At 64.3% G+C, this 17,649-nt stretch carries 19 protein-coding genes; 10 read left to right on the top strand and 9 right to left on the bottom strand.

All coding sequences use genetic code 11. From position 1 onward, the window contains the following. Nucleotide 1 precedes the first annotated feature (1 nt). On the bottom strand, nucleotides 2–1,171 hold the full coding sequence (locus AWC27_RS25185; RefSeq protein WP_211281712.1) for a sulfotransferase family protein: 1,170 nt from the start codon (nucleotides 1,169–1,171) through the stop codon (nucleotides 2–4). A gap of 97 nt (nucleotides 1,172–1,268) precedes the next feature. Here AWC27_RS25185 and AWC27_RS25180 point away from each other — a divergent pair, with 97 nt between their 5' ends. Together AWC27_RS25180 and AWC27_RS25175 are read left to right on the top strand one after the other, a co-directional pair. Beyond that, on the top strand, nucleotides 1,269–1,844 hold the full coding sequence (locus tag AWC27_RS25180; RefSeq protein WP_085672970.1) for a TetR/AcrR family transcriptional regulator: 576 nt from the start codon (nucleotides 1,269–1,271) through the stop codon (nucleotides 1,842–1,844). After that, entirely contained in the window at nucleotides 1,841–2,983 is a 1,143-nt protein-coding gene (locus AWC27_RS25175) for a DUF1214 domain-containing protein (RefSeq protein ID WP_085672969.1), read from the top strand. Before AWC27_RS25180 ends, AWC27_RS25175 begins: the two co-directional genes overlap by 4 nt. Here the strand turns inward: AWC27_RS25175 and AWC27_RS25170 are convergent. The 4 genes from AWC27_RS25170 to AWC27_RS25155 form a co-directional block, all read right to left on the bottom strand. Next, nucleotides 2,927–3,967: an LLM class flavin-dependent oxidoreductase gene (locus AWC27_RS25170; RefSeq protein WP_085672968.1), complete on the bottom strand. Its 1,041-nt coding sequence runs from the start codon at nucleotides 3,965–3,967 to the stop codon at nucleotides 2,927–2,929. The genes AWC27_RS25175 and AWC27_RS25170 overlap by 57 nt on opposite strands. Continuing rightward, nucleotides 3,968–4,483: an SRPBCC family protein gene (locus AWC27_RS25165; protein WP_085672967.1), complete on the bottom strand. Its 516-nt coding sequence runs from the start codon at nucleotides 4,481–4,483 to the stop codon at nucleotides 3,968–3,970. A gap of 43 nt (nucleotides 4,484–4,526) precedes the next feature. Continuing rightward, a complete protein-coding gene (locus tag AWC27_RS25160) occupies nucleotides 4,527–5,651 on the bottom strand; it encodes a fatty acid desaturase family protein (RefSeq protein ID WP_085673189.1) in 1,125 nt (374 codons plus the stop codon). An 87-nt stretch (nucleotides 5,652–5,738) separates the two neighbouring features. After that, the gene (locus tag AWC27_RS25155; protein WP_085672966.1) at nucleotides 5,739–6,815 is read right to left on the bottom strand and encodes a flavin reductase family protein; all 1,077 of its coding nucleotides are present in this window, start codon (nucleotides 6,813–6,815) and stop codon (nucleotides 5,739–5,741) included. 70 nt (nucleotides 6,816–6,885) lie between these two features. On the opposite strand from AWC27_RS25155, the gene AWC27_RS25150 reads away from it, so the two are divergent. Further along, nucleotides 6,886–7,560: a TetR family transcriptional regulator gene (locus AWC27_RS25150; protein ID WP_085673187.1), complete on the top strand. Its 675-nt coding sequence runs from the start codon at nucleotides 6,886–6,888 to the stop codon at nucleotides 7,558–7,560. A gap of 7 nt (nucleotides 7,561–7,567) precedes the next feature. Here the strand turns inward: AWC27_RS25150 and AWC27_RS25145 are convergent, their stop codons facing one another. The 3 genes from AWC27_RS25145 to AWC27_RS25135 are packed head-to-tail and all read right to left on the bottom strand — an operon-like array spanning nucleotide 7,568 to nucleotide 10,728. After that, entirely contained in the window at nucleotides 7,568–9,676 is a 2,109-nt protein-coding gene (locus AWC27_RS25145) for a catalase (protein WP_085672965.1), read from the bottom strand. A 31-nt stretch (nucleotides 9,677–9,707) separates the two neighbouring features. Next, entirely contained in the window at nucleotides 9,708–10,073 is a 366-nt protein-coding gene (locus AWC27_RS25140) for a hypothetical protein (protein ID WP_085672964.1), read from the bottom strand. Nucleotides 10,074–10,122: 49 nt separating this feature from the next. After that, nucleotides 10,123–10,728, bottom strand: coding sequence for a GNAT family N-acetyltransferase (locus tag AWC27_RS25135; protein ID WP_085672963.1), 606 nt, complete (start codon nucleotides 10,726–10,728; stop codon nucleotides 10,123–10,125). A 253-nt stretch (nucleotides 10,729–10,981) separates the two neighbouring features. Here AWC27_RS25135 and AWC27_RS25125 point away from each other — a divergent pair, with 253 nt between their 5' ends. From AWC27_RS25125 to AWC27_RS25115, 3 genes are all read left to right on the top strand, one after another. After that, nucleotides 10,982–12,052, top strand: a complete 1,071-nt coding sequence (locus AWC27_RS25125) for a F420-dependent hydroxymycolic acid dehydrogenase (RefSeq protein ID WP_085672962.1) — start codon at nucleotides 10,982–10,984, stop codon at nucleotides 12,050–12,052. A 107-nt stretch (nucleotides 12,053–12,159) separates the two neighbouring features. After that, entirely contained in the window at nucleotides 12,160–12,861 is a 702-nt protein-coding gene (locus tag AWC27_RS25120) for a GAF and ANTAR domain-containing protein (RefSeq protein WP_085672961.1), read from the top strand. Nucleotides 12,862–12,943: 82 nt separating this feature from the next. Further along, nucleotides 12,944–14,239: an acyl-CoA dehydrogenase family protein gene (locus AWC27_RS25115; protein ID WP_085672960.1), complete on the top strand. Its 1,296-nt coding sequence runs from the start codon at nucleotides 12,944–12,946 to the stop codon at nucleotides 14,237–14,239. Between the two features lie 87 nt (nucleotides 14,240–14,326). Here AWC27_RS25115 and AWC27_RS25110 read toward each other — a convergent pair whose 3' ends face one another. Next, a complete protein-coding gene (locus AWC27_RS25110) occupies nucleotides 14,327–14,782 on the bottom strand; it encodes a MaoC family dehydratase (protein WP_083113678.1) in 456 nt (151 codons plus the stop codon). Between the two features lie 155 nt (nucleotides 14,783–14,937). Here AWC27_RS25110 and AWC27_RS25105 point away from each other — a divergent pair, with 155 nt between their 5' ends. Genes AWC27_RS25105 through AWC27_RS25090 form a run of 4 tightly spaced genes read left to right on the top strand, consistent with a single transcriptional unit; the run spans nucleotide 14,938 to nucleotide 17,587 of the window. Next, the gene (locus AWC27_RS25105; protein WP_085672959.1) at nucleotides 14,938–15,435 is read left to right on the top strand and encodes a metallophosphoesterase family protein; all 498 of its coding nucleotides are present in this window, start codon (nucleotides 14,938–14,940) and stop codon (nucleotides 15,433–15,435) included. Between the two features lie 58 nt (nucleotides 15,436–15,493). Further along, nucleotides 15,494–15,955: a MarR family winged helix-turn-helix transcriptional regulator gene (locus tag AWC27_RS25100; protein ID WP_085672958.1), complete on the top strand. Its 462-nt coding sequence runs from the start codon at nucleotides 15,494–15,496 to the stop codon at nucleotides 15,953–15,955. A gap of 8 nt (nucleotides 15,956–15,963) precedes the next feature. Beyond that, entirely contained in the window at nucleotides 15,964–16,770 is an 807-nt protein-coding gene (locus tag AWC27_RS25095; RefSeq protein WP_085673185.1) for an ATP-binding cassette domain-containing protein, read from the top strand. Further along, on the top strand, nucleotides 16,760–17,587 hold the full coding sequence (locus tag AWC27_RS25090; RefSeq protein WP_085672957.1) for an ABC transporter permease: 828 nt from the start codon (nucleotides 16,760–16,762) through the stop codon (nucleotides 17,585–17,587). The genes AWC27_RS25095 and AWC27_RS25090 overlap by 11 nt, the downstream gene beginning before the upstream one ends. The last annotated feature ends 62 nt before the right edge of the window (nucleotides 17,588–17,649 follow it).

Genomic DNA, 17,649 nt, shown 5'->3' with positions numbered 1-17,649 from the left:
CTCACGCCTGAGTCAAGAACCGCTGCACATACGGCTCGAACCTGGAGCGTAGGTCGCCCTCATCGAGACCGAACATCTCGCAACTTGTTTCGACGCTGCCCAGCCGGCCGCGCCGGTGGCCGGCGAGATAGTCGGCAATCGCCGTGCGCGCCTCGTCGGTGAACGGTTCGCCGGCCAGGCCGTATACGTGTTCGGCAGTGCCGACTTCATCGACCATGAACTCGTCGAAACGGACGTCGACGGAACGGTCCGGGCCGATGGTGTCGCGATCGCGGATGAGCAGGGTGAGCATGCGATCGAGGCGGTCGATCCAGTAGTGCGCGATCTCCTGCACCGGGACTGGTGAGCGATGCATCCGCGCCGCGTAGGTGACCATCGCGATCATGGACAGGGCCACCGGCACCGGATCGCGGTGCGTGAAAACCACAATGCTGTCCGGGAATACGTGATTCAGTACCGGCACCTGCTCGAGATGCTGGGGCGATTTGAGCAGCCAGCGCCGCCCACCGCGCAGGAATTGCATCGCCTTGAGTTGGGTGGCGAGGTGTTGGTAATGCGGCGTCTGGTCGTGGGCCTGGTAGTAGTCGCGCCAGCCGGGCACGTGGCCCAAAGTCTCGAAGAGCATCGTCGAAACGTCGTTGGCCAGCAACTGAATCTCTTCGTGGACATGATCGGTGGTCATCTCGTGCATGAGCGGGAAATATGGCATCACGGTGTTGAGCACCGCGACTGCGACATCGGTGCGGGCACGCCGCGGATCCGGCTCGACGCCAACCTCTTTCGGCAACGGAAACGGTTCGACGCTCTCCCAGTACGGCATGGTGCGGAAGGTGGGCGGCGCCGCCAGCAGGTTGTGCAGGTGAGTGGTGCCGGTGCGCGGCAGGCCGGCGATCACCACCGGAGGTCGCAGTTCGATCTCCTCGATCTCGGCATGCCTGCGCAGTAGGTCGGTCAACAGCAGCCGGTTCTTGAGCACCTGCAGGAGTTGCCCGTAGAAACTGACCACTCCCGCCGGGTGCAAGCCGTCGATATCCCGAAGCGCGGCGAGGTAGACCTCGAGCCGTTCCCGGTAGTCGTCGGAACCGAAATCGATGAGCCCGGTGTCGGCGCGGGCTTGGGCGTGTAGCGCGTCGGCGTCCAGGGGGCAGCTCGGGGCCATCGTCGCCATCATCTCCAGGATCTGCTGGGCCTCGACGCTGAATACCGGATTGGCTAGGTCTTCGAGACGAACTTGGGTCACGGCGACTTATGTTACCCTGAGTTACGTAATGGTAGAAGACTCCGGCCGGCCTCGGGACCCACGTATCGACGCTGCGGTGCTGCGCGCGACCGTGGAACTGCTGGCCGAGTCCGGTTACTCCAGGTTGTCAGTCGCCGCCATCGCCCACCGTGCCGGCACCAGCAAGCCCGCGATCTACCGGCGCTGGCCCAGCAAGGCGCACCTGGTGCACGAGGCGGTGTTCCCTATCGGCGCCGCAACAGAGATCCCGGATACCGCAGCCGTCGCCGCGGATTTACGCGCAATGGTCTGCCGCACAATGGCTTTCCTGACAACCCCGGCCGCCCGGGCGGCGCTGCCCGGGCTGGTCGGCGAGATGGCGACGGATCCGACGTTGCATTCGGCGCTGCTGAAGCGATTCTCCGGCATCTTCACCGAAGGTCTCGCGCAGTGGCTGCGGGCCGCCGCGGACCGCGGCGAGGTGCGCGCCGACGTGACCGCCACCGAAATAGCCGAAGCCATCGCCGGCATCACGCTGCTCGGCCTGCTCACCCGTGGCGCCGAACTCGACGACACCTGGGTCGATCGCACCACCACGTTGCTCCTGAAAGGAATCCGCGCATGACACACGAGTCGACCACGGCCTGGCGGGAGTTGCTGGAAATCCTTGGCAACGTTGACCGTTCGTTCCTGGAAGGCGACCGTGCGGTTACCGACGACCGCCACATCGCCGACGGCTACCGGATGCTTGGAGCCACCCTGGGGGTGGCATTGGACACCTACTTGTTCAATGAGCCCGGCCGGCCACAGTTCGTCGCGGTCAACACCCCGTTCCGGCGGGATCGGCGCTGGGGCGGCGACAATACCGACGCCTATTACTACATCTGTCCGGTCGATCCGGCCCGGCGCTACCGCATCAGCGGCAATAGGGGTGACAGCGTGTACTTTTCGTTGACCGCTTACAACGAACCGTCACCGGGTGCATGGTCGGACCGGATCGTCGCGATAGTGCGCGACACCGATCTCGACATCGACGCCGACGGCGACTTCGCTTTCGAGTTTCCCGCGACGCCCGGCGCGGCGGTGCTGATGACCCGCGACTACCAGGCCGAGCCGCTGACCGGACGCCCGGTGGTCTGGAATATCGAGGCCCTCGACGGGCCCGAACCGATCCACCACGGCGACGCGGAAACTGCCGCCCGGCTGCGGGCGACCACCGCTTGGCTGCGCACCATATTCGCCACCGTGCCGCTCCCCGTCGGTGGTCGCACCGACAGCGAGCATTCCTTCGGACACGCGGCCGACTACTCGGCAAACCAATTCGCCGACCCTTATCAGGTGCCCGACGCCAACTTCGGCTGGTCGGCCCGCGATGCGTGCTATTCCTACGGCAGCTTCGTGCTCGCCGACGACGAAGCGCTCGTCATCACGCACCGGCCACCGGCATGCCGATTCTGGAACCTGGTGGTGTGGAACCAGTTCATGGCAACGTTCGGCGCCGCGGAGGGCCCCGACGTCCGGTGTTCGGTGAACGGCCACAGCGCCGTGCCCAACAGCGACGGTTCGGTGACGGTCGTCTTGTCCCGCGATTTGACCGCCCATCCGAATTCGCTTACCACACTTGGTTATCCGCGCGGCATCCTAGCCTTCCGCTGGTTCTTGGCCGATGCGGTACCGGCGTGCCCCGAGGTCAGACTTGTGAACGTGTCAGATATCGCGGACCAGCTCGATGGCCCGGCCCAGGGTGGCCAGCCGGGCATCTAGCGTGTCGCCCGCCGGGTAGAGCCGCACGGTGTTCACCCCGGCATCGCGCCAGACCCCGAGGCGCGCCCGGACCATCTCCTCGGTTCCGATCAGCGTGGTGGCCAGCACCATGTCGTCGGTGACCAGGCCGGCCGCACCGTCGCGGTCACCGGCCTGCCAGCGTTCGCGCACCGCCGAGGCCACATCGGCCCAGCCCTGCCGGCTGTAGGCCTGGTTGTAATAGTTCGTGCTGGCCGAACCCATCCCGCCGAGACTGAACGCGAGCTCTTTTTTCCGCTCGGCCACCATGGTGCGCAGTTCGTCCTCGTCGGCGGCGAACGCAACCTCGGCGCCCTGGCAGATGTCGATATCAGCACGCGTGCGACCGGCCGCGGCCAGCCCGTCGTCAAGGTGGGCGAAGTAGGCGTGGGCGGCACCTTCCGGTACGAAGCTGGTACCCAGCCAGCCGTCGGCGATTCTCCCGGTCAACCGCAGCATCGCCGGCGAGAGCGCGGCCAGGTAGATGGGAATGGCGTATTCGGGGCGTGCCGACAGCCTCATGGGCACCGTCTCCCCGCCGGGACGCGGAATCTGAAACTCCTTGCCGGAGTGGCTGATCTTGCCACCGGTGAACGCCTGCCGCACGATGTCGACGGTCTCGGCAACCCTGGCCAGTGGCCGGCTGAACGACACGCCATGCAGGCCCTCGATCACCTGCGGGCCGGATGCGCCCAGTCCGAGCAGGAAGCGCCCCGACGACAGGTTGGCCAGCGTGATCGCGGTCTGCGCAATGAGGACCGGTGATCGGGTGCCGGCTTGGATGACGCCAGATCCCAGCAGCATCCGCTGGGTTCGCGCGGCGATGTAGCCCAATGCTGACGGGGCGTCGGCGCCCCAGGCCTCGGCGACCCAGCAGACGTCCAGGCCAAGCTTTTCGGCCTCAACGGCAAAGGTCACTATATCGGTTGCACCACTTGATAATTCGACCGTGGTTGCGGTCCGCATTCAACGCACTCCGTGTTCGGCCAGCCGCTTGATGGCCGCCAGGGTCTTGTCGATAGCGGCCTCGAATTCGCGCAGCCGCACGAAAACGATCTTCTGTTCCCTATCCGGCATCGCGTCGATGGCCGCCGACAAGCCCGAGCGGCCCGGCCCCATTTGTGTCCAGTAGCTCAAGGTGGTGCCGCCGTCGCGCGGGGTCAGCTGGAAGCGCCACGTCGCCGCGGGTTGCGCCGGATCCCCGACCGCCCAGGCGAACTCACGCTCTTCATCACACACGACGATCTGAGATGTCGTGCTCCATTCACCGAACGCCTCGTGCGAGTTGTGCCCGACGAACCGGGCACCGACCCGGGCGACGTTGGCTCCGTCGGCCCACTCCACGGCTTGCAGCTCATTGCTCAGGCTCGGCATCAGCTCGATGTCGGACACCAGGCTCCAGACCCTCGCCGGATCGGCGTCGATCCAGGTCGAGGCTGCCACGGTTGGGTTGTCCGCATAGCGGGCGCCGGTCCATTCCACCAGCCCATTGTCCCCCCGCTGGGCTGGTGGTGCGCCCGCCAGTTTATGCCGCTGCAGCCTCGGCGAGTGCCTCGCGACGGGCTTGCTTGCTGCTCTTGGCGTTGCGCAGCGTCGACCAGGAGTCTGGGAAGGTCAGCTTGACGATCTTGCGGACGACGGTGGCGAACTGATGGGTCAGCGGCCCCTTGTTGTACGGAATGCCGTAGCGTTCGCAGATCGCCTGCACCTCGGGCGCGACCTCGGAGTACCGGCGGGCCGGCATGTCCGGGAACAAGTGGTGTTCGATCTGGTGGGACAGGTTGCCCGACAACAGATGGAAGATCTTGCCGCCGGTCAGATTCGCCGAGCCCAGCACCTGGCGGAAATACCACTGGCCGCGGGATTCGCCCTGAGTCTCTTCTACGGTGAACTCCTGAGTGCCGTCGGGGAAGTGGCCGCAGAAGATGATCATGTACGACCAGACGTTGCGCATCAGGTTGGCGGTGAGGTTGCCGGTCAGGACGAACGGCGCGAACGGGCCGGCCAGTAGCGGGAAGGCGACGTAATCCTTCAGCGTCTGGCGGCGGGTCTTCTTCCAGATGGCCTTGAGTGTCGCGCGCTTGTCGCGCAGCTTGATCTCACCAGAGCGCAGGCGCTCGGTTTCCAGCTCGTGCAGCGCCACGCCGTACTGGAAGAGCACCATCAGCAGGAAGGCGTACACCGGGTTGCCCCAGAAGTACGGTTCCCAGGGCTGGTCGTCGCTCATCCGCAGAATGCCGTAGCCGATGTCGCGGTCCATACCAACGATGTTGGTGTGGGTGTGGTGCATGTAGTTGTGCGAGTGCCGCCACTGATCGGCCGGGCAAGCTGTGTCCCACTCGAAGGTGCGGCCGGAGATCGTCGGGTCACGCATCCAGTCGTACTGGCCGTGCATGATGTTGTGCCCGATCTCCATGTTGTCCAGGATCTTTGCGATGCCCAGCATTCCGGTGCCCAATAGCCACGCCGGCGGCAAGAACAACAGCACGCGTCCGCCTACTTCGAGTGCCCGCTGAGTCTTGATGACGCGGCGGATATAGTCGGCGTCTTCTTCGCCTAGGTCTGCCATCACGCGCTCTTTGATGGCGTCGAGTTCCGCGCCGAATGCGTCGGCCTGGTCTTTGGTCAGGGCGATCTTGTTGTTTGTCATGGCTTTTCCTCCCGGTTCTATCTCGAGTGTGAATCTCATGCCGCGACACGCCGTCCGGCCGTCGCCAAATTCACACTCGCGCTTTTGTTAAAGGGCTAAGTCGACGTCGCCGACGGGAACGGACACACAGATCTGCACGTCGTCGTCGGGTGCGGTCGATACGGCACCGGTGATCAGATTGCGCACCGTGCCGGAGGTCTTGCGCCGGGTGCAGGTGTGGCAGATACCCATCCGGCAGCCGCTCTCCGGTGCGAGACCGGCCGATTCGGCTTGTTCGAGCAGCGAGCGCCCGTCGTCGACCACGTCAACGGCGCTGTCGGCGAATGTGATTCGGCCGCCCGACGGATTTTCCGGCATGTCAAGCACCGGCGGTATAAAGCTCTCGTGGTAGACATTTGTGCAATGCTCACGTACCGCCTCGACCAAAGATGCTGGGCCGCACACGAACACGGCATCGGCCCCGGACGGCATGGCCGCGGCAAGGTGGTCGGCACCGAAGCGGCCGACGAGATCACCCGAGCCCGACCGGGTGAAGCCGTACAGCACCCGCACGCCGCGCATGGCCGCCAGCTCGTCCCGATAGCAGGCTTCCGCGGCGCTTCGCGCGTAGTGCACGAACGCGATCTCACCGCCCCGGTATCGGACATGACGCTCGGCCACCAGTGTGCGCAGCATCGCCATCACCGGAGTGATGCCGCTGCCGCCGGAAACGAACAGAATCCGTCGCGGCCGCTGCACCGGCAGCACGAAGTCTCCGCCGACGCCGTCCAGCCCGACGACCATGCCGCGACGGGCCCGCTCGTACAGGTAGGTCGAGACCAAGCCGCCGTCGTGCACCCCAATGGTCAACTCGAGCTCGGCGCCGCCTTCGACATTGGCCGGCGAGTAGCAGCGCGAGTGCATGCGACCGTCGATTTCGAGCGTCACATTGACGAACTGCCCAGCCCTGACCGTGTAGCGATCGGTGAAGGCGGCGTTGGGTGCAAGTGTCAGGGTGACGCTGCGCGGCGTGGTCCGCCGCACGTCGACGATCTTGGCGCGGGCTTCGCCCAGCGTCCAGGTGGGCGCGACGAGTTCTGTGTAGCGGTCGACGCCATGTGGGCCAGTGAGTAGGTCGACCAGGTTGGAACCCAGGACCCGCTTCTTCAAAGTTTGAGTGAACATATGTACACCCTGCGACGCGGTGCTGCAGGTCGTCAAGGTTTTTTTGCAGCTCTGTGGTAGGGTTCACACAGTGAACGACCGTACTCCTAGCTCACGTTCGCACCGCTCCGGGCGGGACCGTTCCCGCGACACGCCATCGCGCGAGGAGCGCAAGGAAGCAACCCGGCGCGCGATCATCGCGGCCGCGCTCAAATTGCTCAACGACCGCAGCTTCAGCGGCTTGAGCCTGCGTGAGGTGACCCGAGAGGCCGGGATCGTGCCGGCGGCGTTCTACCGGCACTTCGAGTCGATGGAGGCTCTGGGGCTGGTCTTGATCGACGAGTCATTTCGTACATTGCGCGACACGTTGCGCGGTGCGCGGGCCGGCAAATTGGACCCAAACCGGGTGATCGAGTCCTCCGTGGAGATCCTGGTCGCCAGCGTCGCCGAACGACGCGAGCACTGGCGGCTGATCGGCCGGGAACGGTCCAGCGGCGTGACGGTGCTGCGCTATGCCATCCGCACCGAAATCCGGTTGATCACTTCGGAGTTGGCCACCGACCTGGCCCGCTTCCCCGGGCTGAACGCCTGGAGTACCGAGGATCTCAACGTCCTGGCAACGCTTTTCGTCAACGCGATGATCGTCATCGCCGAGGCCATCGAAGACGCCCAGAGCGCCGATGCGCTGGAAGAGATCAGGCGGATCGCGGTAAAGCAGTTGCGGATGATCGCAATCGGCGTCGCCGGCTGGAAAAGCAAACCCTGATCGCTGGTTACGCCGGTACGGCGTCGGTCTCCCGTTCCCAGGCGCGGTGCTTGGCCAAGGCGGCGGCGAAGCTTTCCATGAACTCCTCGGAAAGATCATCGACCGCCGCGGCTGTCGAGACAACGCCTTTGGCCACAACGACATTCGTGTCTTCGGCAAGGCGCTCATCCACGCCCGCCTTGCGCAGCAGGTCGACACCCGCGCCGAACGCCGCGACTGCCTTGAGGTGCTTGTATGCCTCGGTGATGAAGTGCATGGCATAGCCGTCCGCACCGAGTGTTGCTACCGAATCCGGTCCGCACGGCACCACGACCGCGTCGTAAAGCACCGACGACATCGTGGTGATCGCGCGGTCGACGGCAAGTTCGCCGCCGGATCCTCCGGCCAGGGTGCCACCCGCCTTCGGAGCCAGCACTTCGGCTATGGCGCCGCGTTGGCGCATCGCTTCAATGAACCGCTCGGTGCCGACGACGTCGACACCGTCGGCGGCCAGCACGGCGATCTTGCGCGATTCGATGCTGTCGGTCGCGGTGTTCAGTTGTGAAAGTGCCGGAGATTCGGGCAATTTGTCGTCGACGGGCTGCTCGTCGGGTGCGGGGAGGCCCAGTTCGGCGGCAACCTGAACCGCTAGATCGTGGTCGACGAAGTTCAGCTGATCGACTACGCGGGAACGGATTTCGGATACCTCCACCTTGCCCAGCTCGAAAGCGTATGCGGCGACAATGTGTTTGGCCTCCACCGGCGACATGCTCTTCCAGAACATCCGGGCCTGGCTGTAGTGATCCTTGAAGCTTTCGGCGCGCTGGCGGATCTTGTGACCGTCGATTTTCTCGGTGTAATGCCGGAAGACGTCCTCGTCGGCCAAGGCGGGGCAACCGCCGCCGATCGTATTCTTGAAATAGCTGGATCTGCCTTTTGGAATGGCGAATTGGCCATAACCGTCGTGCTGGTTGGTGTGCACGTCGGCCACCGGCCGATTGACTGGAAGTTGGGCAAAGTTCGGGCCGCCCAACCGGATCAGCTGAGTGTCGAGGTAGGAGAAATTGCGGAACTGCAGTAGCGGGTCGTTGGTGAAGTCGATGCCCGGCACCACGTTGGCGGTATGAAAGGCGACTTGCTCGGTCTCGGCGAAGAAGTTGTCCGGGTTGCGGTTGAGCACCATCTTGCCGACTGGGCGCACTGGAACCTGTTCCTCGGGAATGATTTTCGTGGCGTCGAGCAGATCGAACTCGAAGTTGAACTCATCGCTTTCCGGAACCAGTTGCACCCCGAGCTCCCATTCCGGGTACTGGCCGGCTTCAATGGCTTCCCACAGGTCGCGCCGGTTGAAGTCGGGGTCTTTGCCGGCGACCTTCTGACATTCGTCCCAGACCAGTGAGTGCACACCGAGGCGGGGCTTCCAGTGAAACTTCACGAATGTGCCGGTGCCCTCGGCATTGACGAGGCGGAATGTGTGCACGCCGAAGCCCTGCATCATCCGGTAGCTGCGCGGCAAAGCGCGATCTGACATCAACCACATGATCGTGTGCAGCGTTTCCGGCTGCAACGAAACGAAATCCCAAAGCGTGTCGTGCGCCGACTGCGCCTGCGGAATTTCGTTGTGCGGCTCGGGTTTAACCGCGTGGACGAAGTCGGGGAACTTGATGCCGTCCTGGATGAAGAAGACGGGGAAGTTGTTGCCGACCAAATCGTAGTTGCCTTGCTCGGTATAGAACTTGGTGGCAAAACCGCGTACGTCACGCACGGTATCGGCCGAGCCCCGCGAACCGGCGACGGTTGAGAACCGGACGAAGACCGGGGTCTGTTGACCCGGTGTGGTGAGGAACTTCGCGGCGGTGTACTCGGCAAGGGAATCGTCATAGGGCTCGAAGTATCCGTAGGCGCCCGCGCCGCGGGCATGTACAACTCGTTCGGGAATGCGTTCGTGGTCGAAGTGGGTGATCTTCTCGCGGGCGTGGAAGTCTTCGAGCAATGTGGGGCCGCGCTGGCCGGCCGACAGGGCATCGTCGGTGTGGTCGACGCGGACACCCTGTTGAGTGGTCAGGTAGCCGGTTTCTCGGTGTACCCGGTAGTCGTCGAGTTGTTGCTGCTTGCGATTTCGATCTTCGGATGCCATTTGTCCTCCTCCTTTGGTCCCGATTCGGCCCTCACTCATCGACGACGTCGAAGAGCGATTCCCCGTCCTCGGGGGAGTCGTCGATCTGGCCGTGATGCGCGCGGCCCGGTATCGAATCTGCCGAGTCGCCGGCGGCGTCGTCGGCTGGGACCGAGCGTTCGGTTACCTCGGGTTCCTCGGCAGCGAGCCGGCGATCGAGGGGTTCTCCTTCGCGCGCTTCCCGCCCGGTGATGCCAAACTTGTCGGCTTCGCTCCAGCCCTCTGGGGGGTCGACGACGATGTCACCGTCGTCGTTGCGCACCTCGTCGGAGTCGCTGGACTCGCTGGGGTTCAACGTGTCGCCTGGGCCGCCTTCTTCGGGCAAGTCGGCGGGATCGGCCAGATCGCCAGTAGCCATCCGCCACGGTTGCCCGCGGGACTGGGCGCCTAAACCCTGGCCGCGTCGGTTACCGCGGTGGGCGCCACATCGGCCACATTGACGGTCCCCCATCGGGCAGTACGATCTCGCCCGTCACATCGAAGCCGAATCGCTGGTAGTACGGAACATTTTCAGGTTTTGTCGACTCCAGGTAGGCAGGGGCATGTTCGGCGTCCACGCGGTCCAGGCGCGAGCGAAGCAAAGCCTGACCGAAGCCTTTGCCCCGCACGTTCGGGTCGCTGCCGATGGCCGCGAGATACCAGTGCGGTTCTTCGGGATGCGCCCGCTTCATCAGCTCCTGCACGCTGCGCGCCGCCGCCGTGTGCAGGCCGAACACCCGCAGAAACGCCGGCGTCTGCGCCAGTTGCGACCAGCGTGATTCCTGCCATTTCCCGGGCGGATCCCACAGTGCCGCCGCCCCGATAGCAGGCCCATCGCACGCCACCTCTACTCCCCCGCCGCCCAGATGGTGGTGGCGAGTGATGGTCGCAAACAAACGGCGCAGATGCGCTAGCCGGGTGTTGTCGTCGGGAAGTATCCACATCATGACGGGGTCGTCGTAGAACGCGCGGCCCATGGTTCGTGACAGTTCGCGGATATCTGCTTTGTGTGCGGGTCGCGCCTGCGGTCTCACACAGGAGAGGCTAGTGGCGATCGCAAGCGCGGCGCAGCCGGGCGAAGCGGATCGCCACCATCTAGCACTAGTGGCGATCGTAAGTGCGGCGCAGCCGGGCGAAGCGGATCGCCACCATCTAGCACTAGTGACGATCGTAAGTGCGGCGCAGCCGGGCGAAGCGGATCGCCACCATCTAGCACTAGTGGCGATCGCAAGCGCGGCGCAGCCGGGCGAAGCGGGTCGGATAGTTCGCGCAGGGTACTAATAACTGGTGACCGGTATCTCGCGGCGAGCACTCGGCCGTATGGCGGCAGGAATCGGCGTGGTCACCGCTGCCGGGCCATCCAGCGCCTGCACGAACGAGCCGGGAATGCCACCGGTCAAACCCGTCGGGCTGGTATTGGCCCACGAGCAGTTTCGCACCGATCAGCTCGTGGCCCAGGCCCAGGCGGCCGAACGGGCCGGTTTCCAATACGTGTGGGCCAGCGACCACCTCCAACCCTGGCAGGACAACCAAGGCCATTCGATGTTTCCCTGGCTGACCCTGGCTTTGGTGGGTAACAGCACCAGCCGCCTCTTGTTCGGCACCGGAGTGACCTGCCCCAGCTACCGCTACCACCCGGCCACCGTCGCCCAGGCGTTCGCATCGCTGGCCATCTTGAGTCCGGGCCGGGTATTTCTCGGCCTGGGCACCGGCGAACGGCTCAACGAACAAGCTGCCACGAACACTTTCGGCGCGTACCCCGAGCGTCACGACCGCCTGATCGAGGCCATCCAACTGATTCGGCAATTGTGGAGTGGTGAACGAATCTCGTTTCACGGCAAATACTTTCAGACCGAGGCGCTGCGACTCTACGATGTTGCGCCCACCCCGCCGCCGATCTTCGTGGCCGCCAGCGGACCCAAGAGCGCCACCCTGGCCGGCCAGTACGGCGACGGCTGGATCGCACAGGCGCGGGACATCAAGGACGCTAAACTGCTCGCCGCATTCGGCGCAGGCGCGCACGCCGCCGGGCGTGATCCCGCGCACCTGGGCAAGCGCGCCGAGCTCTTCGCAGTCGTCGGCGACAGCTCTCAAGCAAACCGCGCCGCGAGCCTGTGGCGGTTTACCGCCGGGGCGATCGACCAGCCCAATCCGGTCGAGATCCAGCGCGCGGCCGAGGCCAATCCCATCGAGAAGGTGCTCTCCAATTGGACCGTCGGCACCGACCCGGCAACCCATATCAGTGCGGTACAAGCGGTGCTGGACGCCGGTGCGGTCCCCTTTATGCACTTCACGCAGGACGACCCGCTTACCGCCATCGAATATTACCGCACTAAGGTCTTACCTAAGCTAGCCTGATATTTCCGAATCTGCTTCTAGCACAACGCCTTTGGCGTGCTACGGTCCTGGATCGCGGAGCGGCCGGACTTGCTTGACCGGGGCGCGCAGGGCAAGACTGGAAAACCATGGACCCATCAGCTCCGGACGGCAGGCATCAGCTGGCGTTACGCATGGCCGAGTTAGCCCGCGCAATGGCCGTACCCCGAAAACTCGAGCAGGTCCTTTCCGATGTGACAGCCGCGGCGGTGGAGCTCATACCGGGCGCCGACGTCGCGGGAGTGCTGTTGGTACGCAAAGGCGGGCAGTTCGAATCGCTGGCAGACACCGACAGTCTGGCCGAGCAACTCGATGCCCTGCAGCACGAATTCGACGAAGGGCCCTGCGCCGAGGCGGCTCTACAGACAACGGTTGTCCGGTCCGACGATCTGCGTAGCGAGCGGCGTTGGCCGCGATATGCACCGGCCGCCATCGAACTCGGCGTCCTGAGCAGCCTCTCGTTCAAGCTGTACACGGCTGACCGCACGGCAGGCGCGCTCAACCTGTTCGGTTTACAGCCCAACGTCTGGGACACCGACGCCGAAACCGTTGGCGCGGTGCTGGCAGCGCATGCCGCCGCGGCGATCATGGCCGGACGCCACGGCGAACAAATGGAGTCGGCGCTGGCGAGTAGGGACCGCATCGGCCAGGCCAAGGGCATCATCATGGAGCGCTACGGCGTCGACGAGGTCCGCGCCTTCGACATGATGCGGGCGCTGTCGCAGGAGAGCCAGAACAAACTCGTCGACGTCGCGCAACGCGTGATCGACACCCGCGGTAACCAGGACTGAATCGCAACTACGATGGTGTGACTCCATCCATAGGGATTCACGATGCCGGTGCAACGGTGCGCCGGGGAACGGTTGCCGAGAAGTGTGGGACTTCGAAACTGATCCGGAATATCAGGCGAAGCTGGACTGGGTCGAGAAATTCATGGTCGACGAACTCGAACCGCTCGATCTGGTCGCCCTTGATCCTTATGACAAGAAGAACGCCGAGATGATGGCGATCCTGCGGCCGTTGCAGCAGCAGGTGAAGGACCAGGGGCTGTGGGCCGCGCATCTGCGCCCCGAACTCGGCGGACAGGGCTTCGGGCAGGTCAAGCTGGCCCTGCTCAACGAGATCCTGGGACGCTCGCGGTGGGCGCCGTCGGTTTTCGGCTGTCAGGCGCCCGACTCTGGCAACGCCGAGATCTTGGCGCTGTTCGGCACCGACGAGCAGAAGACCCGCTATCTGCAGCCGCTACTGGACGGCGAAATTACCTCGTGCTACTCGATGACCGAGCCGCAGGGCGGTTCGGACCCTGGTTTGTTCGTGACGGCCGCGAGCCGCGACGGGGATGACTGGATCATCAACGGGGAGAAGTGGTTTTCCACCAACGCTAAAAACGCGTCGTTCTTCATCGTCATGGCGGTCACCAACCCTGACGTGCACACCTACGAGAAAATGTCACTGTTCATCGTCCCGGCCGAGACACCGGGCATCGAGATCGTGCGCAATGTCGGTGTGGGCGCCGAGTCGTCGAAGCACGCCAGCCACGGCTATGTGCGCTACAACGACGTCCGGGTGCCGGCCGATCATGTGCTCGGCGGTGAGGGCCAGGCCTTCATGATCGCGCAAACGCGGCTCGGCGGTGGGCGGATACACCATGCGATGCGCACGATCGCCTTGGCGCGCAGGGCATTCGACATGATGTGTGAGCGCGCGGTCTCGCGGCAAACCAGGCACGGGCGGTTGTCGGACCTCCAGATGACGCAGGAAAAGGTGGCCGACAGCTGGATCCAGATCGAGCAGTTCCGGCTGCTGGTGCTGCGCACTGCGTGGCTGATCGACAAGCATCACGACTACCAGAAGGTGCGCCGGGACATCGCGGCGGTGAAAGTCGCTATGCCGCAAGTGCTTCACGATGTGGTGCAGCGGGCGATGCACCTGCATGGCGCCCTCGGCGTCTCCGACGAGATGCCGTTCGTCAAGATGATGGTCGCCGCCGAATCACTGGGTATCGCCGACGGCGCCACCGAACTGCACAAGATGACGGTCGCTCGGCGGACATTGCGTGAATACCAGCCTGTGACTACGCCTTTCCCGTCTCAGCACATACCAACCCGACGGGCCGATGCCGAGGCGCGGCTAGCCGAACGCCTAGAGCACGCGATCGCCGAATTCTGATCGCACTGGCGCCGCGACACATAAACCACGCACACGACGCGCCGAAAAGTGTAGTCGTAGTTTATATCTCGAAACGTATGCGACCACTCACGTGATGTAGCGCACGACACTTTCGGCCACACAAGCCGGCTTGGCCGACCCTTCCACCTCGACGGTGGTCGCCACGATGGCCTGCACCGCACCGTTGCCGACGTCTTCGACGCTCACCAACGAACTCTGCGCGCGCACTCGAGATCCCACCGGCACCGGTGCGGGGAACCGAACCTTGTTGAGCCCGTAATTGATTGCCAGCTTGATGCCCTTGACGGTGTACATGTCATGCTGCAGCCGCGGCAACAGCGACAAAGTCATGAAGCCGTGGGCAATGGTAGTGCCGAACGGACCCTTGGCCGCCCGCTCCGGGTCGACGTGGATCCACTGGTGATCGCCCGTCGCATCGGCGAATAGGTTGACGTCCTCCTGAGTGATGGTCACCCAGTCGCTCTGCCCGATGGTCTCGCCCGCGGCGGCTGCGAGGTCGGCAACTGACTCGAAGGTGCGCATAATCCGTCTCCTCCCTGCTCAATCGAGGCGAGCTGCTACGACCCGCTACGCGGCTCTTGCACTCACCTCCGTGCTAGTTCGAGCTGAGCTGCTACGACCCGCTACGCGGCTCGTGCACTCACCTCCGTGCTTGATCGAGGGTATGCATAGAACTTATGCGGCTGCTGCTGATCGCCGATACCCACGTCCCCAAACGCGCTCGCGACCTGCCCGCCCAGGTGTGGGACGAGGTCGTTGAGGCTGACATTGTCATCCACGCCGGCGACTGGGTATCACTCGAGCTGCTCGACGAACTCGAAGCCAAAGCGCACAGGCTGGTGGCGTGCTGGGGAAACAACGACGGCCCGCAGTTGCGCGGCCGACTGCCCGAACGCGCCGATGTGACGCTTAAGAACCTGCGCTTCACCGTGATCCACGAGACGGGTCCAACCAGCGGCCGCGACAAACGCATGTCGCGTCTCTACCCGGACACTGACGTGCTGGTATTCGGCCACAGCCACATCCCCTGGGATACGACCACAGAAACGGGCCTGCGGCTACTCAACCCGGGGTCGCCCACCGATCGTCGCAGGCAGCCGTTCTGCAGTTATATGACCGCGATCGTCGATGACGGCGGACTGACGAAGGTGACCCTGCATCGCCTCGCAAAGTAGCTCGCATATAGCCCGTACATAGCGGGTACACATATTTAGCTCGTATACAGAGGTATATATGGACACAATCAAATCCCGCACCGACGTGGTGACTGAGGTGTTCCGCGTCGTCGGCAGATTCCGTCGGCAACTCCGCCGGTCAGCGGACCGCGGATTCGAGTCCACGCAGCTCAGCGAGTCCCAGGCCGAGCTGTTGTGGCTCGTCGGCCGTGAGCCGGGGATCTCCGTCAGCGCCGCCGCCGCGGAACTCGGGCTGGCGGCCAACACCGCCTCCACCCTGGTTTCCCGGCTGGTATCCGACGGGTTGCTGGTCCGGACCGCCGGCGCGACGGACCGTCGGGTCGGCCGGCTGCGGCTCGCCGAACCCGCCCAGCAGATCGTCGACGCGTCTCGGGCCGCGCGGCGAGCGCTGATGTCAGAGCTGCTAACCGAGCTTGACAGCGATCAAATCGAAGCCCTCACAAGGGGATTGGATGTCCTTGACACGATGACTCGACTATTGCAGGAGCGCCGATCGTGAACGTGCCGATGGCCATCGACTGCCGGAACCTGACCTACCGCTACGGCGAGTTCACGGCCGTCGACGACGTGACGCTGCAGGTGCAGGCCGGCGAGACGATGGGGTTGCTCGGCCCCAACGGCGCCGGCAAGACGACGGTTGTCCGGGTGTTGACCACGTTGACGCCGATCCAGCAGGGAGAATTGCACATCTTCGGGCTCGACGCACGTCGCCAGACCGTCGACATCAGGAGCAACATCGGCTATGTGCCGCAGCAACTTTCGATCGAGACTGCGTTGACCGGCCGGCAGAACGTGGAGTGGTTCGCGCGGTTGTACGGCGTGCCTCGCAGGTGCCGGTCCGAGCGCGTCGATCAGGCACTGGCCGCCATGGAGTTGCTCGAGGTGGCCGATCGGCTGGCAAGGACGTACTCCGGTGGCATGATTCGCCGGCTGGAGGTGGCCCAAGCCCTGGTGAATCGTCCGTCGCTGCTGGTGCTCGACGAGCCGACCGTCGGACTCGATCCCATCGCCCGCGACGGCGTCTGGACCCAAGTGCAGAAGATGCAGGCGGAGTTCGGCATGACCGTGCTGCTCACCACCCACTACATGGAAGAAGCCGACGCGCTGTCCGACCGGGTTGCCCTGATGCATAACGGCGCCTTGCAGGCGGTAGGTAGCCCGGACGAGCTGAAGGCCCGAATCTCCAAGGTGGCGCCGGCCGCCACCCTAGAGGACGTGTTCCGCCACTATGCGGCGTCGGACCTGACCGAAGAAGAGCCGTCCGACATCCGCCAAATCCGTTCCACCAGAAGGGTTGCCCGCAATGCCGGTTGACCGGACCATCAGGCCAGTGGAAGTCAACCTGGTCCGCGCCCCGCGCGGATCGCAGCGCATCAGCACGGCGGTAACTCGCATCGGGGCGTTCGCGATCGTCGAACTGCAGAAGCTGCAACACGACCGGACCGAACTCGTCATGCGGATGGTGCAGCCGGCGCTGTGGCTGTTGATCTTCGGCACCACGTTCAGCCACTTGCACGTCATCGACACCGGATCGGTGTCCTATCTGGCGTTCCTGGCGCCCGGGATCATCGCGCAATCTGCGCTGTTCATCTCGATCTTCTACGGCATCCAGATCATCTGGGATCGCGACGCCGGCATTCTCGCCAAACTCATGGTTACCCCGGCGCCAGCGGCGGCATTGGTCGCGGGTAAGTCGTTTGCGGCCGGAGTGCGTTCGGTGGTCCAGGTCGTTGGCGTGCTGGCTCTGGCCTACTTGATGGGTGCCGGTCTGACCGTCAATCCGTTGCGGATTCTGGCGGCGATGGCCGTCGTCATGCTCGGCGCGGCATTCTTTGCCTGCCTGTCGATGACGCTGGCCGGGCTGGTGCGCAACCGCGACCGGCTGATGGGGATCGGACAAGCCATCACGATGCCGTTGTTCTTCGCCTCCAATGCCCTTTATCCGGTCGAGGTGATGCCCGCTTGGTTGCGCCTGCTCAGCAGGATCAACCCGCTCAGTTATGAAGTCGACATATTGCGGGCGCTTTTCCTCGGTGCTCCATTTCACCCGATTGCGCTGGTGGTGTTAGCGGTAGCGCCAGTGCTCGGAATCGCCACGGCATCAACGGTTTTACGCCGGCTCGTGTCCTAACTGTTATCGGCGTGTGACGAATCCGGCTCGACTCCCAATCGTTAGCTAACCGCGACGTCGGC

This window comes from Mycobacterium szulgai (assembly GCF_002116635.1).
Lineage (GTDB): Bacteria > Actinomycetota > Actinomycetes > Mycobacteriales > Mycobacteriaceae > Mycobacterium > Mycobacterium szulgai.
Note: the sequence above shows the minus strand (reverse complement) of the source record. Positions and strands in the feature narration are given on the sequence as shown.